Below are 23,513 nucleotides of genomic sequence, written 5' to 3' on the forward strand. Positions count from 1 at the left end.
CACCTGTTCAGGCATAGGCTAGAAAGAACAACACACCTGAAAGAAGAACAAGTGTAGCGTAAGACGATACCAACAGGATAAGAGCCTGATTGTGGAGTGAAAAGCATGCAATTTCAAATAGGAGATATGGTGACGAGGGCATCCTATCAGATGGATATTATGTTTCGTATCATTCGAATTGATGAGACAGACCAGCACGAAGCCACCGCCATTTTGCATGGGAATGAAGTGAGGCTGATTGCCGATGCGAAGATGTCAGATTTGGTCTTGATTCAAAAAGAGGAGCAGCTGACAAGAGAGAAGGACGATGAACGGAAAATTAACGAATCGCTCGACTTACTCAGGCAAGATTATCAGCTGCTTCGTGAAAAACAAGAGTATTATACGTCTGGACAATATCAGCATCAGGAGCAGTATTTTCATATGCCCGGAAAGGTTCTGCATTTAGATGGAGATGCTTCATACTTAAAGAAATGCTTAGATGTATATGAAAGAATCGGTGTACCTGTGTATGGTGTGCATTGCCACGAGAAGAAAATGCCAAGCATGATTGATTCATTAATTGATCAATACCGGCCTGATATTTTGGTCATCACAGGACATGATGCGTATTCTAAACAAAAGGGCGGTGTACACGATATCGGTGCATATCGTCATTCTCGTCATTTCGTTGAAACGGTTCAAAAGGCAAGAAGGAAGGTTCCGCATTTAGATCAGCTCGTGATCTTTGCAGGTGCCTGCCAATCTCATTTTGAATCATTAATTCAAGCAGGTGCTAATTTTGCAAGCTCACCCTCACGTGTCAACATTCATGCACTTGACCCCGTCTATATTGTTGCCAAGATCAGCTTCACTCCATTTGTAGATCGAATCAACGTGTGGGATGTGCTCCGAAATACGCTGACGAGAGAAAAAGGTCTCGGAGGGATTGAAACAAGGGGTGTTTTAAGGGTAGGTATGCCATATAAAAGAGACCATGAATCGACATAACCCGACTGATTTCAGTCTGGTTTTTTTTATGCTCAAAAAGAAATTTCATATGAATACATAATTCACCGGAATTTGAGAAAAATAGGGAGGAGAAAAGGTAGAAGTTTGTCAAAATTATTTTGTTGACAATGGCTCGTGTTGGTTGATATAATTTAATTTTTATTTGACAAAAATGGGCCGTTGTTGTATAATTATCTCAGTGAGGTGGATGCAATGGCGAAGACTTTGTCCGACATCAAAAGATCGCTTGATGGTAACTTAGGTAAACGTTTGACGTTAAAGGCTAACGGAGGCCGCCGAAAAACAATTGAGCGTTCGGGCATTTTAGCTGAAACGTACCCTTCTGTTTTTGTGATTCAATTAGATCAAGATGAGAATTCGTTTGAAAGAGTTTCTTACAGTTATGCAGATATACTGACTGAGACGGTCGAATTAACGTTCGATGATACCGCTAGCTCAGTCGCCTATTAATGGGCAGTGAACTTTTTGTTTACTGCTTTTTGTTTTGCCTTTTTTCTGTATGGGAGGCTGTCCATTATTTGAAAGGGGTAAAAGGCAGGAATCGATGCAAAATAAGAAAGCCACAAATGAGTGGCGATGATTCGAATTCTCGACCAAAGGGGCTGTTTCGTTTGGGTAGACGCCGAGGCATTATGTCAGATGAGTTCAAATACGAGCTGGCGAAGGATCTTGGATTTTATGATACCGTCAAAAATGGAGGCTGGGGAGAGATTCGTGCGCGTGACGCAGGAAATATGGTCAAACGTGCCATTGAATTAGCTCAACAGCACATGGCTCAAGAAGAGAATCAACGATAAAGAAATGATCAGGGATACCTCGGGTGTCTCTGGTCTTTTTTGCTTGAAAAAGTGAGTGTGCTGGGGGCAAAAGCCAATATTCATCAGATCCATCAAATGTGATACAATATTGATACTTATGTTTAGATGGAGAAGTAGGTGAAATGTTTGCGTATTTTAGAAAAAGCACCGGCAAAAATTAATCTCTCACTTGATGTTCATGGAAAAAGACCGGATGGATATCACGAAGTGGAGATGGTGATGACAACAATAGATCTTGCAGATCGACTAGAGCTGACGGAGCTGGACAAAGACGAAATCCGTGTATCATCTCATAACCGTTTTGTGCCAGATGATCAACGGAATTTGGCTTATCAGGCAGCTAAATTATTAAAAACAAGATTCGGTATTCAAAAAGGCGTATCGATTGTCATCACAAAAGCAATTCCCGTCGCAGCAGGTTTAGCTGGAGGCAGCAGTGATGCCGCAGCAGCGCTTCGCGGCTTAAACCGTTTGTGGAAGTTAAATCTCACGTTAGATGAACTAGCTGAGCTTGGAGCGGAGATCGGCTCAGATGTCTCTTTTTGTGTACACGGAGGGACAGCGCTAGCGACAGGACGTGGAGAGAAACTAAAGCATATTGCGACACCGCCGCATTGCTGGGTGATTTTAGCGAAGCCGGTGATTGGGGTATCTACAGCTGAGGTCTACAGACAATATGACGCAAGCAAAGTAGAACACCCAAATGTACAGCGTATGATTGAAGCAATTGAAGCGAAAGATTATAAAGAGATGTGCGGCTCACTCGGTAACGTGTTGGAATCTGTGACATTAAAGATGTATCCAGAAGTCGATATGATTAAGAGACAGATGAAGCGTTTCGGAGCAGATGCTGTATTAATGAGCGGCAGCGGGCCAACTGTATTTGGCTTGATTCAATATGAATCGAAGGTACAAAGAATATATAACGGACTGAGAGGATTTTGTGATCAGGTTTACGCTGTCCGCATGATCGGCGAACAAAATACCCTTGATTAAATCCGTATATTAAGTTATATTATTCATAAATTATTCGGGTTCTGGGGGTAAGTTCATGAAGTTTCGTCGAAGCGGCAGATTGGTGGACTTAACAAATTATTTGTTAACCCACCCGCACGTACTAGTACCTTTAACTTTTTTTGCAGAGCGATATCAATCTGCGAAGTCCTCTATTAGTGAAGACTTAACGATTATTAAACAAACCTTCGAACAGCAGGGAATAGGGACTTTACTTACTGTACCTGGTGCTGCTGGCGGAGTGAAATATATTCCAAAGATTCATCTAAAAGAAGCAGACGAAGTCGTCAACGATATCGGAGAGGCATTATCAACTCCTGAACGTGTGCTTCCTGGCGGTTATTTATATTTAACTGATGTTTTAGGCAATCCATCGATTCTTGCGAAAATCGGTAAGCTTTTTGCGACCATTTTTTCGGATCGACCGATTGATGTTGTCATGACTGTTGCGACGAAAGGTATTCCGATTGCCTATTCTGTTGCAGGTTATTTAAATGTGCCTGTTGTGATCGTTAGAAAAGATAATAAGGTAACTGAAGGATCAACTGTGAGTATTAATTATGCATCAGGTTCTTCTAACCGAATTCAAACCATGTCACTTGCAAAGCGGAGCTTAGATAAAGGATCCAATGTGTTGATTATTGATGACTTTATGAAAGCAGGCGGAACCATTAATGGCATGATGAATCTTCTAGAGGAATTTAATGCAAATGTTGCAGGGATCGGTGTTTTATTAGAAGATGAAGGCGTAGATGAACGTCTTGTCGATGAATATGTATCACTTTTAAAGCTTTCAACCATTGATATGAAGCAGAAAATCATTGAGATTAATGAAGGTAATTTCCACGAGTTTTTTCATTCGAAAGCTTAAGCTTTGATCAAACATGTATTTGAATGGGAGAGATTGATATGACAAAAGTTGTTCAAACCAAAAACGCGCCAGCAGCCATTGGACCTTACTCTCAAGGGATTATCGTCAATAACATGTTTTACAGCTCAGGGCAGATTCCGTTAACGCCAGCTGGAGATTTTGTGAATGGAGATATTAAAGAACAAACACATCAAGTGTTTCATAATCTTAAAGCCGTCCTTGAAGCAGCGGGTGCTTCCTTTGAAACAGTCGTGAAAGCAACGGTTTTCATTAAAGATATGGAACAATTCGCTGAAGTGAATGAAGTGTACGGTGAATACTTCCATACACATAAGCCAGCTCGTTCATGTGTAGAAGTAGCCAGACTTCCAAAAGATGCACTTGTAGAAATTGAAGTTGTGGCATTAGTGAAATAAACAGGCCATCTCTTTGGAAACCGATTGGTTTCATTATATGTATGAAAAGGCATCGTCATGATGTCTTTTTTCACGCAACCGATGTAAGCGCCGTCATTAAAATGACAAAAAATGTATAAATATCCCGATATTTCAAAAAAAGTTTAAAAAAAGAGCAGGAGAATCACCACAATCGTTGAATACCTAATTAATGCTTTTATATTGGGAAAAGGTGGTGAACTACTGTGGAAGTTACTGACGTAAGATTACGCCGCGTGAATACCGATGGTCGCATGAGGGCGATTGCATCCATCACGCTGGACCACGAATTTGTTGTTCATGATATTCGTGTGATTGATGGAAACAATGGCTTGTTTGTTGCAATGCCTAGCAAACGTACGCCTGATGGAGAGTTTCGCGACATTGCACATCCAATTAATTCAAGCACTCGGGGTAAAATCCAAGATGCTGTTTTAAATGAGTATCATCGCTTAGGCGAAGAGGAAGAGACAATTGAATATGAAGAAGCTGGAGCTTCTTAAAGATATGTGAACCTAAAAAGACAGCTTTAAGAGAAAATGAATGTTTTCTTTTAAATGCTGTCTTTTTTGCGTTTTTTCTCTTGTTCCTTATGTCTCCCGTTCATTAGAAAATTAATGCACTTCCTCTTGTATCCTTGAAATCAGTCCTTATTTAGGATATATTTTTCTATGGATAATAGGGATATTGGAGGCCAATCAATGGATAAGCGGTTCGCAGTGATTTTAGCAGCGGGAAAAGGAACAAGAATGAAGTCAAAGTTATACAAAGTACTTCATCCAGTTTGCGGAAAGCCAATGGTCGAGCATGTGGCAGATCAAGCGTTAAAGCTATCTTTAGCCAAGCTTGTGACGATTGTCGGTCATGGAGCAGAGGACGTCAAGAAGCAGCTTGGGGACAGAAGTGAATATGCACTTCAAGAAGAACAGCTGGGAACAGCACATGCCGTCAAACAAGCCAAATCGTTCCTCGCGCAGGAAAAGGGAACAACCATTGTCATTTGTGGAGATACACCATTATTGACAGCGGAAACAATGGAAGCCATGTTAAGCGAGCATCAAAAACAACAAGCGAAAGTGACGATTTTGACAGCACACGCGGATGATCCAACAGGTTATGGACGTATTCTTCGTGATGAAACAGGTGCTGTAGTAAAAATCGTCGAGCATAAAGATGCAAATGATGCTGAACGTCAAGTGAATGAAATTAATACTGGGACCTATTGCTTTTCAAATGAAGATCTCTTCCGTGTGATTGAGCAAGTGTCAAATGAAAATGCACAAGGTGAATACTATTTGCCGGATGTCATTGAAATTCTAAAGAATGAAGGACAGACGGTTGCAGCGTATCAAACACCGCATTTTGAAGAAACACTTGGAGTCAATGATCGTATCGCTCTATCACAAGCAGAGCAATTCATGAAGCGACGTATTAATCATCAGCATATGAAGAATGGTGTAACCTTGATTGATCCTGAGAACACGTATATCTCGCCCGATGCAGTCATCGGTGAAGATACAATGATTTATCCTGGGACGGTCATCAAAGGGAATGTAAAGATTGGTGCAGATGCCACAATCGGTCCGAACACTGAAATTGTTGATAGCGTAATTGGAGATCGGACAGTCATTAAGCAGTCTGTTGTCTGCGATAGTGAAGTTGGGGTAGATGTGACAATTGGACCGTTTGCTCATATTCGCCCGTTGTCGAAAATTGGCGATGAAGTGAAGATCGGAAATTTTGTCGAAATCAAGAAAACAGTTTTCGGTGACCGAAGCAAAGCGTCTCATCTCAGCTATATTGGAGATGCAGAGGTCGGAGCGGATGTAAACCTTGGTTGTGGATCCATTACAGTTAATTATGATGGGAAGAACAAATTCTTAACGAAGATTGAAGATGGCGCATTTATTGGCTGCAATTCAAATCTCGTTGCACCAGTCACTGTCGGAAAAGGGGCATATGTTGCAGCCGGTTCAACGGTTACAGAAGATGTACCGCAGGATGCATTGTCTATTGCTAGAGCAAGACAAGTCAATAAAGAAGATTATGTGAAAAATATTCATAAAAAATAATCCAAATACCCGGAGGTTTACCATGTCTAATCGTTATGCTGATGCGAATTTAAAGATATTCTCTTTGAATTCAAACCCTGAACTTGCCAAAGAAATTGCCGATCGTATCGGAGTTGATGTAGGAAAGAGCTCTGTTAAACGTTTTAGTGACGGTGAAGTCCAAATCAATATTGAAGAAAGTATCCGTGGCTGTGATTGTTATGTTATTCAATCTACTAGTGCGCCAGTCAATGAGCACATTATGGAGCTACTCATTATGGTAGATGCACTAAAACGCGCTTCTGCGAAAACGGTCAATATTGTCATCCCTTATTACGGATATGCACGTCAAGATCGTAAGGCGAAACCTCGTGAGCCAATCACGGCGAAGCTTTTTGCGAACTTACTTGAAACAGCAGGTGCTACACGTGTCATTGCACTTGACCTTCATGCGCCGCAAATCCAAGGTTTCTTTGATATTCCAATCGATAACTTAATGGCTGTGCCAATCTTAACAAACTATTTTGAACAGAAAAACTTAAATGATATCGTTGTTGTGTCTCCTGACCACGGTGGTGTTACGCGTGCGCGCAAAATGGCGGACCGCCTGAAAGCACCAATCGCAATTATCGACAAACGTCGTCCGAAGCCGAACGTGGCTGAAGTGATGAACATCATTGGGAACATTGAAGGCAAAACGGCGATTCTCATCGATGATATCATTGATACAGCTGGTACGATTACACTTGCTGCAAATGCACTTGTGGAAAATGGAGCGGCTGAAGTCTATGCTTGTTGTACTCACCCAGTATTGTCTGGACCAGCAGTAGAACGTATTACAAACTCTAAAATTAAAGAATTAGTTGTGACAAACAGTATTCATTTAACAGATGACAAGAAAGTTGGAAAATTCATTCCGCTTTCAGTTGGGCCTTTGCTTGCAGAAGCCATCATCCGTGTACATGAAGAAGAATCTGTGAGCTACCTTTTCAGCTAATTTTCTGATTGGAAAAGGCCCTAGGCATCAGCTTGGGGTCTTTTTGCTGTGATAAATGAAAGACAAACATGTTTAAAATGATTCAGTTATGGGTATTTATGAAAGTAGTGACAAAAAAGAAATAGGATGGTGCTGAATATGGCAACTTTAAAAGCAAATAAAAGAACTGATTTCAAACGTTCCACACTGCAAAAAATCCGTCATTCAGGACACGTTCCTGGTGTCATATACGGAAAAAATACAGACAACCTTGCTGTTTCATTAGACAGTATTGATTTATTAAAGACATTACGTGATGAAGGAAAAAACACAATCATCACATTAGACGTTGGCGGTGAAACAAAATCTGTGATGGTAACAGAATTGCAAACAGATCCGTTGAAAAATGAGCTTGTCCACGCTGATTTCCAAGTGGTCGACTTACAGCGAGAAATTGACGCAGATGTACCTGTACAACTCATTGGCGAATCCAAAGGTGTAAAGGATGGCGGTGTGCTTCAGCAGCCACTATTTGAGCTATCCATTACAGCAAAACCAAAGGATATCCCGCAAAATATTGAAGCTGATATTACAAACTTAGAAGTAAATGACGTACTAACAGTTGGTGATCTGACTGTTCAATCTACGTATCAAATTAATAATGATCCAGAAGAAGTTGTTGCTTCGATCTTACCGCCTCAGCAATCAGAGGTTCCTGAGCCAGATAGTGAAGAGGAAACGCAAGAGCCTGAGGCCATTAAAGAAAAAGATGACAGCGAAGAATAACTGGTCAATTAGAGACGTAACCCTCCCGCGGTTACGTCTTTTGTGCTAGAATGAAAAGAATTCATACGTTTTGCATGAGGCAATCACATTGGCTCATTTTTTAGGCGTGTGCATGTGCGACAAAGGAGGTTATTGGTTTCATGATTGCGTTCGTTGGATTGGGTAATCCAGGAAAAGAATATGAAAAAACAAGACATAACGTCGGGTTTATGACAATAGATGAACTATCAAAAAAATGGGACATCCCATTAAATCAATCAAAATTCCATGGACAATATGGAACTGGGTTTGTTTCGGGGCAAAAGGTTCTACTTGTGAAGCCTCTTACATATATGAACTTATCAGGGGAATGTGTGCGTCCGCTGATGGATTACTATGATATTCCCCTTGAACATTTGAAGGTCATCTATGATGATCTTGATTTGCCAACGGGCCGGATTCGTTTGCGTACTAAAGGAAGTGCAGGCGGACATAACGGAATCAAATCGTTGATTCAGCATTTAGGTTCACCAGAGTTTGACCGATTCCGTATCGGCATCGGCCGTCCACAAAATGGCATGAAGGTCGTCGATTACGTACTAGGACGCTTCTCAGAGGAAGAACAGCCTGATATCTCATCTGCTATTCAATCATCTGTTGAAGCTTGTGAAGCGGCTTTAACAAAGCCATTTTTAGAAGTGATGAATGATTTTAACAAGAAGGTATAAGAATGATAAGCAAAGCACATACTGATCATAAAATCTCAGCATGGGAGGATCACGTATGGCTTTGCACTATTACTGCCGGCACTGTGGTGTAAAGGTTGGCAGTCTAGATGAATCCGCTGTCCAAAGTGAAGCACTTGGATTTCATCACTTAACAAATGAGGAAAGAAACGATATGATTTCTTATAGGGAAAATGGTGATTTACATGTACAAACCATTTGTGAGGATTGCCAAGAGGCGCTCGAAAGAAATCCTGATTACCATCAGTATCATACCTTTATTCAATAAAAAGCTTTGGTGTAGATAATAGACCAAAGCGTTTTTCTGTTTTAAACAAGCAGGGAGGAGGAGCCAAATGAAAAATATACAATCATTTATCAAACAAAGTGATGATTTTCAGTCCATTTTTAATGGGCTAAAGGAAGGTTTAAAAGAACAACTGCTCGCCGGACTATCAGGCTCCGTCAGATCTTTATTTACAGCCGCCATATCAGACGAATTAAAGCGGCCGATGTTTATTGTGACACACAACTTATATCAAGCGCAGAAGGTCACAGATGATCTAGCTAGTGTGATGCCAGATCGCTCGGTCCTTCTTTATCCTGTCAATGAACTCATTGCATCTGAAATTGCTGTGGCAAGCCCGGAGCTTAGAGCGCAGCGTCTTGATGTATTGAATCGTCTCGCGAATGGAGAAAATCCGATTGTCGTGACCCCAGCAGCTGCAGTGCGTAGAATGCTTCCTCCTGTTGAGCTCTGGAAGGAGAGTCAGATCCATTTAAAGGTTGGTGAAGAAATTGATTTGGAGGCGTTTTCAAAACAACTCGTGCAAATCGGTTATGACCGGACGTCCATGGTCGCTGCGCCCGGAGACTTTAGTGTGCGCGGAGGAATCATTGACATTTATGCGTTAACGGAAGACCACCCGATCCGTATTGAGCTGTTTGATACAGAAGTGGATTCTATTCGGTCCTTCCACTCTGACACGCAGCGTTCATTGGAAACACTTCAAGAAATCAAGATTGGCCCGGCGAAAGAGCTGATTGTAAGAGGGCCTGAACGAGTGAGAGCGATTGAACAGCTTGACGAAGGTCTTGCCAGTAGCTTAAAGAAATTCAACTCGGATAAACAAAAAGAACTGCTCCATCAGAATATTTCTTCTGATCGTGAGAAGCTGCTAGAAGGTATTGTGACACAAGAAATGACGAAGTATCTGTCCTATTTCTATGAAAAGCCTGCTAGTTTGCTAGATTATACATCGCAGGATACGATTATCATTCTAGATGAAATCAGCAGAATTCAGGAGATGGAAGAACAGCTTGAACAGGAAGAAGCAGATTGGACAATTAGTCTGCTGGAAGAAGGGAATATCCTGCATGATCTAGCCCTTTCCTTCCCATTTCAAGAGCTGTTCAATCAGCAATCGAGATCGATTCTGTACTATTCCTTATTTTTGAGACATGTTCAGCAGACCAATCCGCAAAATATCGTCAATGTATCTAGTAAGCAAATGCAGAATTTCCATGGGCAGATGAATGTGCTTGCAAGTGAAATTGAACGCTACAAAAAGCAGAATTATACGGTTGTCTTTTTAGGTGCGGATGAAGAGCGGACAGAGAAGCTGTCATCTGTCTTGCATGATTATGACATTGAAGCAGCTCTTGCTAAACCTGATGCTGAGCTTGTCAGCGGGCAAGTATATATTTTACAAGGTGAGCTGCAAACCGGTTTTGAACTGCCTTTATCCAAAATTGCTGTCATTACAGAGGGTGAACTTTTCAAGAAACGTGTGAAGAAGCAGGCACGTAAGCAAAAGCTGACGAACGCAGAGCGAATCAAAAGCTATTCAGAGCTGCAAGTGGGCGATTATGTGGTGCACATTAACCACGGGATCGGTAAGTATTTAGGAATTGAAACGCTTGAAATTGGCGGCATTCATAAAGATTATTTAAATATTCATTATCAAGGAAGCGACAAGCTTTATGTCCCTGTTGAACAAATTGATCAGGTGCAGAAGTATGTAGGGTCAGAAGGAAAAGAACCAAAGCTATACAAACTAGGCGGTAGCGACTGGAAGCGCGTGAAGAAAAAAGTAGAATCATCTGTGCAGGACATTGCAGATGATCTAATTAAGCTGTACGCAGAACGTGAAGCAAGCAAAGGGTATGCCTTCTCGCCTGACCATGAGATGCAGCGCCAGTTTGAATCTGCATTCCCTTACCAAGAAACAGACGATCAAATTCGCTCGATTCATGAAATCAAACAAGACATGGAGCGGGAGCGCCCGATGGATCGTCTGCTTTGTGGAGATGTGGGCTATGGAAAAACAGAGGTGGCGATTCGAGCAGCCTTCAAAGCCATTGCTGACGGGAAGCAGGTGGCACTGCTTGTACCAACAACGATCTTAGCGCAGCAGCATTTTGACACGATTATGGACAGATTCCAAGACTATCCTGTTAAAATCGCTCAGCTTAGCCGCTTCCGTACACGAAAAGAAACAACAGAAACCTTAAAAGGGCTGAAAAATGGAACGATTGATATGGTCATTGGGACGCATCGTCTTCTTTCAAAAGACATTGTGTACAAGGATTTAGGACTGTTAATTATCGATGAAGAGCAGCGCTTTGGTGTGACGCATAAAGAGAAAATTAAACAAATGAAAGCCAATATTGATGTGCTGACGTTAACGGCAACGCCAATTCCTCGTACGCTTCATATGTCGATGCTTGGCGTACGTGACTTATCTGTTATTGAAACGCCACCTGAGAACCGTTTCCCAGTTCAAACCTATGTTGTCGAGTACAATGGTGCGTTAGTTAGAGAAGCCATTGAGCGAGAACTGGCAAGAGGCGGTCAAGTGTACTTCCTTTATAACCGAGTGGAGGATATTGAACGAAAAGCAGATGAAATCTCGATGCTTGTTCCAGACGCAAAAGTAAGCTACGCACACGGGAAAATGAGTGAGAACGAGCTGGAATCCGTGATGATTAATTTCCTAGAAGGTGAATCGGATGTACTCGTCAGTACAACCATTATCGAAACGGGCGTAGACATACCAAATGTGAACACGCTCATTGTTCACGATGCTGATAAAATGGGGCTTTCGCAGCTGTACCAGTTAAGAGGACGAGTTGGGCGCTCGAATCGTGTGGCCTATGCTTATTTCACTTATCGAAAAGATAAAGTGCTTTCTGAAGTAGCAGAGAAAAGACTTCAAGCTATTAAAGAATTCACTGAGCTCGGATCAGGCTTTAAGATTGCGATGCGTGACTTAACGATTCGAGGAGCAGGAAATTTACTTGGTGCACAGCAACATGGATTTATTGATTCTGTTGGATTCGACCTTTACTCTCAAATGCTGAAAGAAGCCATTGAAGAAAGAAGAGGCGATACGACTGCTCAAGAAAAATTTGAGCCGGAAATTGATCTCCAAATTGATGCCTACATTCCAGATAGCTATATTTCTGATGGCAAACAAAAGATCGAGATGTATAAACAGTTTAGAGCGATTGGATCTATAGAAGAGCGGAAAGAGCTTCAAGATGAAATGATTGACCGATTCGGAGAATATCCGCAAGAAGTGGCTGATTTGTTCACGATTGCGACGATGAAGGTGTACGCTGTGCAGGAACGTGTCGAGTTGATCAAGATGGAGAAAGGCATTGTCAGACTCACTCTCGATGAAAAAGCAAGCAGCGACATCGATGGTCAAAAATTATTTGAGCTTGGCAGTCAATATGGACGTGATATCGGTCTTGGCATGGAAGGCAGCAAGCTGATTATTTCTGTCCAAACAAAAGGCAAGAAAACGGAGGAGTGGCTTGAAGTCGTTCTTCGTATGCTTCGAGGTCTTCAAGATGTGAAAAAAGAAACCATTCCATCTTCATAAAATTTTGTTGGTCTCTCGTGTATATTACGTTTGATGTGACGGATACTAATCTCAGGGTCAAGTGGTGAATGTTGCATAAAGTGGACGCTTTTGTTCCATTCACCCAACACATCATCAAACGAAAGAGAGGCAGCAGTGAATGAAAGCAACTGGAATTGTACGCCGCATCGATGATCTAGGTAGAGTGGTTATACCGAAGGAGATTCGCAGAACATTGCGTATCCGGGAAGGAGATCCACTTGAGATTTTTGTCGACCGCGATGGAGAAGTCATTTTGAAGAAGTATTCACCGATTAGTGAGCTAGGAGACTTTGCGAAGGAATATGCTGATGCTTTATTCGACAGTTTGGGTCATTCTATCCTCATCTGTGATCGTGATACGTATATTGCTGTATCCGGCAGTTCAAAAAAAGAGTACTTAAACAAATCCATTAGTGATTTACTTGAACGAACAATGGATCAGCGTAATTCTGTATTAGAGGACAGCAAGAAAGAAATTCAGCTTGTGGATGGTATTGATGATGATGTATCAGCCTATACCATTGCACCTATTGTTGCAAACGGAGATCCAATTGGCGCCGTCGTTTTATTTTCTAAAGAGCGTTCAATGGGAGAAGTGGAGCATAAAGCGGCAGAAACGGCAGCTGGCTTCTTAGCCCGTCAAATGGAACATTAGGTCTAATAATTCTATATCATCTTGATAAAAAGAAAGAATGCCGATGAAATCATCTGATTTTGTCGGCGTTTTTTATATGGGATGAAACAAAATAATGAATGTATCGTCTACTCCTTAGAAAGAAACGGCTTGCCAGTCACTTATGATATAATGAGTGCGTTTAAATGCAGGTATATTTTTTGATTGAACATAAAGGAGTCATCCATGAAAAATGCTGTGAATCAGCCGCATTGGCTTTTCCAAGGTGCGGTGATTTTAACCATCGCAGGCTTGTTATCAAAGGTACTGAGTGCCGTATATCGTGTCCCTTTTCAAAATATCGTAGGAGACACAGGTTTTTATATTTATCAGCAGGTCTATCCCTTTCTTGGCATTGCGATCATGCTCGGCACCACTGGTTTTCCTGTGATGGTGTCCAAGCTCCTGAGCGAGCATGGTGAGGAGAATCGCCGAATTATTACAAAGGTATCCTTGGTGTATATCACTTTGCTGAGCTTGGTCTTATTTCTTTGTTTATATATAGGAGCAGGCACAATTGCGAATCTCATGGCAGACAGTCAATTAATGCTTCTCATCCAGATGAGTTCGTTTGTGTTTTTATTTCTGCCACTTACCGTGATGCTGAGGGGTGTTTTTCAGAGTGATGGGCTGATGCTCCCCACTGCGGTCTCTCAATTGGCTGAGCAGCTCATCAGAGTAGGCGTCCTGCTTGTTTTATCTTTCTATTTTGTGAGACATGGCTATTCGCTTTATGAAACAGGAGCGGGTGCGGTGTTCTCTTCTATAGCTGGAAGTGCTGCTTCACTCATTTTGCTTCTTTTCCTTTGGCTGACCTATCGGAAGCGGTTGTCAGCGAGCAAGACATTAAAACAGGCTACACTGCGGAAAAAAGATGTGCTGAAGAGTTTGGTGCTGTATACATTGACGATTTGTGTGAGTGGATTGCTGATCCTATGGATGCAAATGATCGATGCTTTTCACTTGTATGCGCTGCTGCGCAGTGAGGGACTGAGTGAAGCAGCTGCAAAGGCGGCAAAAGGCGTATATGACCGAGGTCAGCCGTTCCTGCAGCTCGGGACGGTGTTTGCAATTAGTATCGGGACGTCTCTTGTTCCGTTTTTGTCGTCGGCCTTAAGAAAAGGGCAGCATGAAGCAATTCGTGAAAAAGTACGTACATCGTTTAAGGCAACATCGGTGCTGGGGATTGGTTCAGCTGTCGGGCTTATATGTATTTTATCGTCTGTGAACATTATGCTTTTTCGTAATGACTTAGGGACAGATGCGCTGCAAATATTTTGCATATCCATTGCCTTTACATCAATGGCGATTACGCAAACCGCTTTACTTCAGGGTCTGGGACATACCGTTTACCCGGCTGTTGTGGTCCTGATCAGTGTACTGGTGAAATGGGGGCTGACGCTGGCTCTTGTCCCGTTATTCGGCATTTATGGAGCTGCTTGGTCGACTGTTTGTGGGTTTCTCGCCGCCGCTGCGCTCAATGCGGTGTATTTGAAGCATAAAGGGTGGATTTCAATAAGAGAGCTATTCCCAGTGAAAATTCTTTTATCAGCAGCATTCATGGCCGTTGTTTTAATTGGATATCAGGCATTGTTTTCTTGGGTCATTCCCTTTGAGAAACGTCCGTTTTCTGTTTTAGAGAGCCTGACTTCAGTTTTTATTGGTGGTTTCGCCTTTTTATATAGTATTCTTAAGCTAGACGTATTTACGGAAGAGGAATGGAGACTCATTCCATTAGGAGAAAAGATTTTATATTTTAAACAGATGAGAGGGAATCGAAATGGCAGGTAAGATTACAGTCGTTGGTCTTGGGGCAGGCGACATGGATCAGCTAACGCTCGGTGTATATAAGCAGCTGAAGCAGGCGAAAGAAATATACATGAGAACGCAGGATCATCCACTCACCGCAGAATTGATGCAGGAAGTCCCGTCTCTGACCTTTTTTGATGAGATATATGAAAAGCATGATCAGTTTGATGCAGTGTATGAGGAAATCACAGACATTCTCTTCCGAGAGGCTGAGGAGAAAGATATTGTTTATGCAGTACCAGGTCACCCGTTTGTAGCGGAAAAGACAGTGCAGCTTCTTGTTTCACAACAGAAGGAGCGCGGGGTTGAGGTGTACGTGGCTGGTGGACAAAGCTTTTTGGATGCGACGTTTAATTCCTTACAGATTGACCCAATTGAAGGGCTGCAATTCGTTGACGCAGGGGATATGAGAGCGGATGATCTGAAGTTGACCCAGCATGTGCTGATCTGTCAAGTATATGATCAGATGACAGCCTCGAATGTGAAGCTGACCCTCATGGAAAAGCTACCTGACGATTATGAAGTCTTTATCGTAACGGCAGCTGGAAGCAGTCAGGAACAGATTACAGGTGTTCCTTTATTTGAACTTGATCGAGATGTGTCGATAAATAACTTAACGAGTGTTTATGTGCCTCCAATCCAAGATGAAAAGCTACTCTATCAACAATTTGACACTTTCCGTGAAGTCATTCGTACATTAAGAGGTCCTGGCGGCTGTCCTTGGGATCAAAAACAAACGAATGAGTCGCTCAAACCATATTTAATTGAAGAATGTTATGAGTTGCTGGAAGCCATAGATGAAGACGATCCAGATCATATGGTTGAAGAACTCGGAGATGTACTGCTTCAAGTTTTACTCCATGCTCAAATTGGTGAAGATGATGGTTACTTCTCAATGGATGACGTCATCCAGCATGTCACAGAAAAAATGATTCGACGACATCCGCATGTGTTTGGTGATACGGATGTGTCTGAAGCATCAGATGTAGTCGCCAACTGGGAAAAAATCAAGCAGCAGGAAAAACCGGAGCGTGCAGCATCTATTTTGCAATCCATTCCAACGACTCTTCCAGCTTTAACAAAAGCCTATAAGCTCCAAAAGAAAGCAGCGAAAGTGGGCTTCGATTGGACAGAAGTAGAGGATATTTGGAACAAATACGAAGAGGAAAAGCAGGAATTCCTTGTGGAAGTGGCAGAGAAAACGGATGAAGGTGCAACAAAGCAGATGAAGGATGAATTTGGGGATCTTTTATTTGTTCTCGTCAACATCGGCAGATTTTATCACCTAGAGCCTGAAACCGCCCTCTCTTCTGCAAACACAAAATTTATGCGGCGCTTTCAGCATATTGAACAAAAAGCAAAGGACATAGGGCGTTCACTAGAGGACTTGACCCTAGAAGAAATGGACGATCTGTGGAACGATGCTAAACGCATAGAAAGAGGTGAACATATATGAGACTAGATAAATTCTTAAAAGTGTCTCGTTTAATCAAAAGAAGAACATTGGCAAAAGAAGTAGCCGATCAAGGGAGAATTTCCATTAATGGCACTCAGGCGAAAGCCAGCTCTGACGTGAAAGAAGGGGACGAGCTTCAAATTCGCTTTGGCCAAAAGCTTGTGACTGTTCAAGTCAACGAGTTAAAAGACACAACGAAAAAAGAAGAAGCTGCTGGCATGTATACCGTGCTAAAAGAAGAGAAAACAGCAGAATAGGGCTTGTTCTAAATGTCCCGCCTGTCACATACAATGCAGTAACAATGCAAGTATGAGATATGGGGGATGTATAAATGAATCAATATTATAATCAACCTCAAGGCACGAAGTTGTCATCAGAAGCCGAGCATCATGTCACAATGCGCAACAGAAAGCATTTAGATATTACCGGGGTCAAACAAGTCGAGAGCTTTGATAATGAAGAATTTCTGCTTGAGACTGTCATGGGAGTCCTCGCCATTCGCGGAGAAAATCTGCAAATGAAAAACTTAGATGTAGAAAAGGGCGTTGTGTCCATTAAAGGGCATGTCTTTGACTTAATCTATGTAGATGAGCAGCACGGGGAGAAAGCTAAAGGATTTTTTAGCAAGCTGTTTAAATGACACTGACGGTCCAGTTTTATACGATGCTTTCGATGGCGGCGATGGGCATCTGGCTGGGCGCATCGCTGGATACGTACAAGCTGTTTGTGAACCGGGAAAAAACAGCAAAATGGCTGCTGGCCATTCACGACCTCCTTTTTTGGGTGGTGCAGGGTCTCTTATTCTTTTATGTCCTGCTGCTGACCAATGAGGGAGAATTCAGGCTTTATATTTTTCTAGCTGTTGCTTTAGGTTTCTCGATGTACCAGGCATTGATGAAACAGCTGTATATGAACATCCTCAAGTTTGTGATGAGGTGTATTTATCAGACTGTTCTCGTCCTGAAAAGGCTGATCATGTCGATGGTTTTCCAGCCCATTCGCTGGATCGTTGGTTTGATCATAAGTGCTCTTCTGTTCTTGTTCCACTCGCTCTTACGCCTTGTTCGTTTTGCGTTTCGACTCGTGTGGAAGGTGCTGTATATTGTTTGTTATCCGCTTATTTGGTTACTCAATATAACCATTATTCATCGAATTCCCGAAAAATGGCGAACATCAATGAGGTTGTTTTTCTCAAAAGGAGCAGGAATTTTACAAGGGATCAAGAAATTATCTCGTACCATGAAAACGAAATGGAAACAATTCTGGACAAAGTAAGAGAGGAGGCCTTCATCCTTGAACGAGAGAAAAAGAAATATCGCACAAATTCAAAATGATTATCAAAAACAAATGGAACAGCAAGCGCAGCGCCTAAAACGCAAACGCCGGGGACTCCTTAGAAGGCTTACCGTGTTTGGAGTCATTGTGCTCATGTTTGCTGTTTTGGTAACAAGTGCCCTCTGGTCGCAATCGTCTGCATTGAAAGAAAAAGAAGAGAAGAAGGTTGCGCTTGAAAAAGAATTGAAGCAATTACAAACAAAGCAGGAAGATATTTCTGATGAAATCAAAAAGCTGAAAAGCAAAGAATACGTACTCGAACTGGCACGACGGGACTATTATATGTCTAAAAAAGGCGAAAAAATCTTTGATGTGGGCAATAAGAGCGATTAGCCTTGTTGACACTTAAAATTCAGTTTATGTATAATTGAACAAATGAGATTTTTTTATAAGTCTAAGGAGGAGCACTTTTTTTATGTCGATTGAAGTTGGCAGCAAGTTACAAGGGAAAGTTACGGGCATTACAAATTTTGGAGCTTTTGTGGAGTTGCCAGGCGGTTCAACTGGTCTCGTTCATATCAGTGAGGTAGCCGATAACTATGTAAAAGATATTAATGAGCATTTAAAAGTCGGTGAACAAGTTGAAGTGAAAGTGATTAACGTTGAAAAAGACGGTAAAATCGGCTTGTCCATTAAAAAAGCAAAAGATCGTCCTCAACAACAACAATCAAGACCGAGCAGAAATGATTTCCGTCCGAAGGAATCGTTTGAGCAAAAAATGAACAAATTCTTAAAAGATAGTGAAGACCGCTTAACATCTTTAAAACGTAACACGGAATCAAAACGTGGGGGACGCGGAGCAAGAAGAGGTTAACTTGTTGCTGCTTTCTATATATCTTTCACAACAAAGCACCTGCTGTTTAGCGGGTGCTTTTTTTCAATACAAATTCAACGTTTTTTGTGATTTCGCCATTTAATTTAAAACTTTCTATTGACGGACAAGCGAATCCTTTGTATTATAGTTCTTGTGCTTCTTAGCGCATTTTATATTATGGCGGTGTAGCTCAGCTGGCTAGAGCGTACGGTTCATACCCGTGAGGTCGGGGGTTCGATCCCCTCCGCCGCTATCCTTTTAAAAAGAACAATAAGCAAGGCCCGTTGGTCAAGCGGTTAAGACACCGCCCTTTCACGGCGGTAACACGGGTTCGAATCCCGTACGGGTCATCTTCAAAACAGCTTTCTATAGGAAAGCTGTTTTTTTGTGCTTTCGTAAAATTCTGATGAAAGACATCGACTTTCAAGAAAGTATGCCTTTTTGGCAAATAAAGCGTCGAACGTTTTATGGAAACGACAACTTCTTTTGACAAAATTTCTTTTTCACCTTCGCTATAATGACAAGCAACGAATATCAGGTGGGGGATGAAAAGATGGAAAAACTAGAAAGAAGAACTGATTTAACGGGAGCCGGGTTTGAAAGAATCAGTGCAGGGTTAAAAAAGATGAAAAACCTGTTTCTTCATCATACGCATTCTCTTTTTTTCTATAAAGGGTTTATTTATGTTGTTCTGGGCTTTTTATTGGGACGAGCCTTTATCTTATCTGAAATTATGCCGTTTGCATTGCCTTTCTTTGGATCCATGCTGCTCATTAAAAGGGATAAAGCGATGCTTGCTTGTCTTGCTTTACTCGCTGGAGCGATGACGATATCACCTCAAAATGCATTATTCGTGTTTGCGTCATTGATCGTGTTCCTCCTCATGTCAAAGGTCGTTTCATTTATCATCAAAGACCCGGTGAAAACATTACCGGTAGTGATTGTGCTCTCAATGCTGATGACCAGGGGAACTTTTGTATACCTCGAGCAGGGTGCGGTTCAAAGCTATGACTATGTGATGGCAGGGGTTGAAGCTGGACTTGCCTTCATTTTGACACTGATTTTTCTTCAAAGTTTGCCGATTTTTACAGTCAGGAAAATCAAACATTCCTTAAAGGTTGAAGAAATTATTTGCTTTATGATATTAATCGCTTCAGTTTTAACAGGTCTGGCTGGGATCACATTTCAAGGAATGCAGGCAGAGCATATTTTGTCACGATATGTAGTGCTGAGCTTTGCCTTTATTGGAGGAGCGAGTATTGGTTGTACAGTGGGTGTTGTAACTGGATTAATTCTTGGTCTCGCCAACATCGGCAACCTTTATCAGATGAGTCTGCTTGCCTTTTCGGGCTTATTAGGCGGATTACTAAAAGAGGGGAAAAAAGCAGGAGCCGCCATCGGCTTGATTGTGGGGTCTTTACTAATCTCCCTCTACGGTGAAGGGTCAGCAGGGCTGATAACAACGCTATATGAATCACTCATCGCAGTTGCACTGTTTTTGCTCACGCCACAGTCAGTAACGTCCAAGGTGGCAAAATATATTCCTGGTACGGTAGAGCATGTACAGGAACAGCAGCAATATGCCAGAAAAGTACGAGACGTGACAGCAAAAAAGGTAGATCAATTCTCTAATGTATTTCATGCGCTGTCTGAGAGTTTTGCGACATTTTACGAATCCATTCCTGAGGAGAAGAAGCAGGAAGAGGATGTAGATCTTTTTTTAAGTACGATCACAGAACGTTCCTGTCAAACGTGCTATAAGAAAAATAAATGCTGGGTGCAGAACTTTGATACAACCTATGAACTCATGAAACAAGTTATGCATGAATCTGATGAAAAAACGTACGAGCATAACCGGAAGTTGAAAAAGAAATTCAGTCAGCACTGCTCAAAATCAAAGCATGTAGAAGAATTGATTGAAGAGGAGATAGCTTACTATAAAGCAAATCAGACCTTAAAGAAAAAGGTCCAAGACAGCAGACGCCTTGTGGCCGAACAACTGATGGGTGTCTCACAAGTCATGGAGGATTTTTCCCGGGAAATAAAACGAGAAAGAGAGCAGCATTTTATTCAGGAAGAGCAGATGATAGAAGCACTTCAGAACTTTGGAATTGAAATTCAGCAAGTTGAAATTTATAGCTTAGAACAGGGAAATGTTGATATAGAGATGAGAATTCCTTATTGCCAAGGTCATGGGGAATGCGAAAAAATCATCGCTCCAATGCTCTCGGATATTTTAGAAGAACAAGTTTTAGTCAAAGCAGAGCAGTGTGCGGAGCATCCAACAGGTTATTGTCATGTTGTATTCGGTTCTGCAAAATCGTATCGAGTGTCTACAGGTGTAGCACATGCAGCGAAAGGCGGAGGATTAGTATCTGGAGACAGCTACAGCATGATGGAGCTGGGTGCAGGTAAATATGCCGCAGCTATTAGTGATGGGATGGGAAATGGAGCAAGAGCCCATTTTGAAAGCAATGAAACGATCAAGCTGTTAGAAAAAATCTTGGCGTCTGGTATTGATGAAAAAGTAGCGATTAAAACGATTAATAGCATTTTATCTTTACGGACAACAGATGAAGTCTATTCCACATTAGACTTATCCATCATTGATTTACAGGATGCGAGCTGTAAGTTCCTCAAGATTGGCTCCACCCCAAGTTTTATTAAACGTGGTGATCAAGTGATGAAGGTACAGGCCAGCAACTTGCCTATTGGCATTATTGATGAATTCGAAGTAGAAGTGGTGAGTGAACAGATGAAGGCAGGAGATCTCCTTATCATGATGAGCGACGGTATCTTTGAAGGACCAAAGCATATCGAAAATCATGATTTGTGGGTCAAACGAAAAATGAAGAGCTTTAAAACAGAAGATCCGCAAGAGATTGCTGATTTATTAATGGAGGAGGTCATTCGCACAAGAGCAGGTCAAATCGATGACGATATGACGGTTGTCGTCATTAGGCTCGACCACAATACACCAAAATGGGCATCCATTCCGACAGGTACATTCTATCTCCAGAAACAAGAGATTTCTTGAAATATCGTATAATATGAATTTCTTCTGGCGATGATGGGGATATAAGCATTCAGTTACAATCCCAGGAGGAATGAAGATGCGAAAAGGTCACGTAAACCAAATCTTACTGATTACAGATGGCTGCTCAAATCATGGGGAAGACCCACTTGCGATTGCCGCATTGGCAAAGGAGCAAGGGATCACAGTCAATGTCATTGGCATTATGGAAGAGAACAGACACGATCATGAAGCGATGAAAGAAGTAGAGGGGATTGCTCTAGCAGGCGGAGGCATTCATCAGGTTGTCTACGTTCAGCAATTGTCTCAAACCGTACAAATGGTTACAAAAAAGGCGATGACGCAAACGTTACAAGGTGTTGTGAATAAAGAATTGCAGCAAATTCTTGGCAAAGATACTGAGATTGAAGAACTTCCCCCAGATAAGCGTGGAGAAGTGATGGAAGTTGTGGACGAGCTCGGTGAGACGGTTCATCTTCAAGTGCTTGTGCTTGTGGATACAAGTGCAAGTATGAAACCGAAGCTGCCAACGGTCAAAGAAGCACTCATCGATCTCTCTATTAGTCTAAATTCGAGAATTGGTGAAAATCAGTTTGGGATGTGTATATTTCCCGGGAAAAACTCAGATGCTGAAATTGTGTTGAATTGGACGCCTCGATTCGATTCACTATCATCTATTTTCCCGAAACTGACCACAGGAGGAATCACTCCAACTGGACCAGCGCTTCGAGAAGCACTCCAGCATTTCAAATCAGTTCGTTCACGAAAAGGGCTGCTTGAAGCGAAGGAAGAACATGATGAATTCGGCTTCTAACATCCCATTAGGTACAATGATAAAGGGAAAGTGGCATCATCAACATTACCGCATTGTAAAAGAGCTGGGAAAAGGGGCGAACGGTGTGGTTTATCTGGCCGAATCGCCAAAGGGACAAGTGGCCCTTAAAGTGAGTGATGACAGTATGCTCATTGCATCTGAAGTCAATGTATTAAAATCCTTTTCAAAGGCTCCTGTGAAAACCATGGGGCCTTCTTTTTATGATATGGATGATGCTCTTTATCCTGGAATGTCAGAGAAACGGTCGTTTTATGTCATGGAGTATGTCAGAGGACCATTGCTGCTTGAATTTGTGAAACAAAAAGGCGATGAATGGATCGTCGTTCTCATGATTCAACTGTTGTCTAACCTTGCTCACTTACATAAGGAAGGCTGGATCTTCGGTGACTTGAAGCCTGATAATCTCATCGTTTCAGGCCCCCCAGCTACGATTCGATGTATTGATGTTGGAGGAACAACGAAGGCAGGAAGGGCGATTAAGGAATACACCGAGTTTTTTGACCGCGGCTACTGGGGCTTCGGTACAAGAAAAGCAGAACCTTCTTATGATCTATTTGCCTTAAGTATGGTCATGGTGAACTGTGCCTATAAAAAAGAATTTAAAAAAGGGGCAGAACCAGAAAAGCAGCTATATCGAGCGATTGAAGGACATCCTTTATTAAAGCGATATGAGAGGGTGTTAAAAGCGGCTCTCCAAGGCAAATATCAATCAGCGGCAGACATGAAAAGCGCGATGCTGAAAGAAGGACAATTGCTTGCTTCAAGAAAATCACGACAAAAGAAGCCATCACAGCAAAATAGGCAAAAGTCAGCTGTTCCTCAACATCAACAGACCGTACCTTCACGATCAAGAGCTGCTGCTGCGAAAAGAACATCAGTACGCAAAAAATCAGGCGGTCTTTTTGAAACCATTCTCATCTTATGCAGTGTGCTCGCTCTTTACTGTGCCTATGTGGTTTTATTCCTATTATAGAGCTGTAA

At 41.9% G+C, this 23,513-nt stretch carries 24 protein-coding genes and 2 tRNA genes; all 26 read left to right on the forward strand.

What is annotated here, in order from left to right; genetic code table 11:
* The first annotated feature begins 105 nt into the window (after window positions 1-105).
* The 26 genes from yabG to MKY11_RS00410 all read left to right on the forward strand — a co-directional run bounded on the left by yabG (window position 106) and on the right by MKY11_RS00410 (window position 23,505).
* On the forward strand, window positions 106-990 hold the full coding sequence (gene yabG / locus MKY11_RS00285; RefSeq protein ID WP_007496216.1) for a sporulation peptidase YabG: 885 nt from the start codon (window positions 106-108) through the stop codon (window positions 988-990).
* Window positions 991-1,203: 213 nt separating this feature from the next.
* The gene (locus MKY11_RS00290) at window positions 1,204-1,461 is read left to right on the forward strand and encodes a Veg family protein (RefSeq protein ID WP_003217979.1); all 258 of its coding nucleotides are present in this window, start codon (window positions 1,204-1,206) and stop codon (window positions 1,459-1,461) included.
* A gap of 161 nt (window positions 1,462-1,622) precedes the next feature.
* Window positions 1,623-1,808, forward strand: coding sequence for a small, acid-soluble spore protein, alpha/beta type (locus MKY11_RS00295; RefSeq protein ID WP_017366434.1), 186 nt, complete (start codon window positions 1,623-1,625; stop codon window positions 1,806-1,808).
* A gap of 147 nt (window positions 1,809-1,955) precedes the next feature.
* Window positions 1,956-2,825 carry a 4-(cytidine 5'-diphospho)-2-C-methyl-D-erythritol kinase gene (gene ispE / locus MKY11_RS00300; protein ID WP_017359321.1) on the forward strand — a complete coding sequence of 290 codons (870 nt, stop codon included), beginning with the start codon at window positions 1,956-1,958 and terminating at the stop codon, window positions 2,823-2,825.
* A gap of 55 nt (window positions 2,826-2,880) precedes the next feature.
* The gene (gene purR / locus MKY11_RS00305) at window positions 2,881-3,714 is read left to right on the forward strand and encodes a pur operon repressor (RefSeq protein WP_007496210.1); all 834 of its coding nucleotides are present in this window, start codon (window positions 2,881-2,883) and stop codon (window positions 3,712-3,714) included.
* A 38-nt stretch (window positions 3,715-3,752) separates the two neighbouring features.
* Window positions 3,753-4,130, forward strand: coding sequence for a 2-iminobutanoate/2-iminopropanoate deaminase (ridA, locus tag MKY11_RS00310; protein WP_008341860.1), 378 nt, complete (start codon window positions 3,753-3,755; stop codon window positions 4,128-4,130).
* A 224-nt stretch (window positions 4,131-4,354) separates the two neighbouring features.
* Window positions 4,355-4,651: a septation regulator SpoVG gene (gene spoVG / locus MKY11_RS00315; protein ID WP_008357439.1), complete on the forward strand. Its 297-nt coding sequence runs from the start codon at window positions 4,355-4,357 to the stop codon at window positions 4,649-4,651.
* A 198-nt stretch (window positions 4,652-4,849) separates the two neighbouring features.
* Complete coding sequence (gene glmU, locus MKY11_RS00320; RefSeq protein ID WP_041506539.1) at window positions 4,850-6,220, forward strand: bifunctional UDP-N-acetylglucosamine diphosphorylase/glucosamine-1-phosphate N-acetyltransferase GlmU; 1,371 nt, start codon at window positions 4,850-4,852, stop codon at window positions 6,218-6,220.
* 22 nt (window positions 6,221-6,242) lie between these two features.
* Window positions 6,243-7,196 carry a ribose-phosphate diphosphokinase gene (locus tag MKY11_RS00325; RefSeq protein WP_003217907.1) on the forward strand — a complete coding sequence of 318 codons (954 nt, stop codon included), beginning with the start codon at window positions 6,243-6,245 and terminating at the stop codon, window positions 7,194-7,196.
* A 138-nt stretch (window positions 7,197-7,334) separates the two neighbouring features.
* On the forward strand, window positions 7,335-7,961 hold the full coding sequence (locus MKY11_RS00330) for a 50S ribosomal protein L25/general stress protein Ctc (RefSeq protein ID WP_017359319.1): 627 nt from the start codon (window positions 7,335-7,337) through the stop codon (window positions 7,959-7,961).
* A 140-nt stretch (window positions 7,962-8,101) separates the two neighbouring features.
* Window positions 8,102-8,668 carry an aminoacyl-tRNA hydrolase gene (gene pth, locus MKY11_RS00335; RefSeq protein ID WP_024719358.1) on the forward strand — a complete coding sequence of 189 codons (567 nt, stop codon included), beginning with the start codon at window positions 8,102-8,104 and terminating at the stop codon, window positions 8,666-8,668.
* Between the two features lie 55 nt (window positions 8,669-8,723).
* Complete coding sequence (locus MKY11_RS00340) at window positions 8,724-8,954, forward strand: anti-sigma-F factor Fin family protein (protein ID WP_003217967.1); 231 nt, start codon at window positions 8,724-8,726, stop codon at window positions 8,952-8,954.
* A 67-nt stretch (window positions 8,955-9,021) separates the two neighbouring features.
* Entirely contained in the window at window positions 9,022-12,555 is a 3,534-nt protein-coding gene (gene mfd / locus MKY11_RS00345; RefSeq protein ID WP_342501732.1) for a transcription-repair coupling factor, read from the forward strand.
* 139 nt (window positions 12,556-12,694) lie between these two features.
* On the forward strand, window positions 12,695-13,231 hold the full coding sequence (gene spoVT / locus MKY11_RS00350; RefSeq protein WP_007496196.1) for a stage V sporulation protein T: 537 nt from the start codon (window positions 12,695-12,697) through the stop codon (window positions 13,229-13,231).
* Between the two features lie 204 nt (window positions 13,232-13,435).
* Window positions 13,436-15,040: a polysaccharide biosynthesis protein gene (locus MKY11_RS00355; RefSeq protein WP_217967624.1), complete on the forward strand. Its 1,605-nt coding sequence runs from the start codon at window positions 13,436-13,438 to the stop codon at window positions 15,038-15,040.
* Complete coding sequence (gene mazG / locus MKY11_RS00360; protein WP_342501733.1) at window positions 15,030-16,514, forward strand: nucleoside triphosphate pyrophosphohydrolase; 1,485 nt, start codon at window positions 15,030-15,032, stop codon at window positions 16,512-16,514. The genes MKY11_RS00355 and mazG overlap by 11 nt, the downstream gene beginning before the upstream one ends.
* Window positions 16,511-16,771: an RNA-binding S4 domain-containing protein gene (locus MKY11_RS00365; protein WP_008341839.1), complete on the forward strand. Its 261-nt coding sequence runs from the start codon at window positions 16,511-16,513 to the stop codon at window positions 16,769-16,771. Before mazG ends, MKY11_RS00365 begins: the two co-directional genes overlap by 4 nt.
* A gap of 74 nt (window positions 16,772-16,845) precedes the next feature.
* Complete coding sequence (yabP, locus tag MKY11_RS00370; protein ID WP_342501734.1) at window positions 16,846-17,154, forward strand: sporulation protein YabP; 309 nt, start codon at window positions 16,846-16,848, stop codon at window positions 17,152-17,154.
* A complete protein-coding gene (gene yabQ / locus MKY11_RS00375) occupies window positions 17,151-17,789 on the forward strand; it encodes a spore cortex biosynthesis protein YabQ (protein WP_342501735.1) in 639 nt (212 codons plus the stop codon). Before yabP ends, yabQ begins: the two co-directional genes overlap by 4 nt.
* An 18-nt stretch (window positions 17,790-17,807) precedes the next feature.
* Complete coding sequence (locus MKY11_RS00380) at window positions 17,808-18,182, forward strand: septum formation initiator family protein (protein WP_007496186.1); 375 nt, start codon at window positions 17,808-17,810, stop codon at window positions 18,180-18,182.
* Window positions 18,183-18,264: 82 nt separating this feature from the next.
* The gene (locus MKY11_RS00385) at window positions 18,265-18,663 is read left to right on the forward strand and encodes a S1 domain-containing RNA-binding protein (protein ID WP_003217901.1); all 399 of its coding nucleotides are present in this window, start codon (window positions 18,265-18,267) and stop codon (window positions 18,661-18,663) included.
* Window positions 18,664-18,842: 179 nt separating this feature from the next.
* A tRNA-Met gene (locus MKY11_RS00390) sits at window positions 18,843-18,916 on the forward strand.
* Between the two features lie 25 nt (window positions 18,917-18,941).
* Window positions 18,942-19,013: transfer RNA gene (locus tag MKY11_RS00395), tRNA-Glu, on the forward strand.
* A 203-nt stretch (window positions 19,014-19,216) separates the two neighbouring features.
* A complete protein-coding gene (gene spoIIE, locus MKY11_RS00400) occupies window positions 19,217-21,700 on the forward strand; it encodes a stage II sporulation protein E (protein WP_342501736.1) in 2,484 nt (827 codons plus the stop codon).
* Window positions 21,701-21,776: 76 nt separating this feature from the next.
* On the forward strand, window positions 21,777-22,511 hold the full coding sequence (locus MKY11_RS00405; protein WP_342501737.1) for a VWA domain-containing protein: 735 nt from the start codon (window positions 21,777-21,779) through the stop codon (window positions 22,509-22,511).
* A complete protein-coding gene (locus MKY11_RS00410; RefSeq protein ID WP_342501738.1) occupies window positions 22,495-23,505 on the forward strand; it encodes a protein kinase family protein in 1,011 nt (336 codons plus the stop codon). Before MKY11_RS00405 ends, MKY11_RS00410 begins: the two co-directional genes overlap by 17 nt.
* The last annotated feature ends 8 nt before the right edge of the window (window positions 23,506-23,513 follow it).

This window comes from Bacillus sp. FSL W7-1085 (genome assembly GCF_038595035.1).
Classification (GTDB): Bacteria; Bacillota; Bacilli; order Bacillales; family Bacillaceae; genus Bacillus; species Bacillus altitudinis.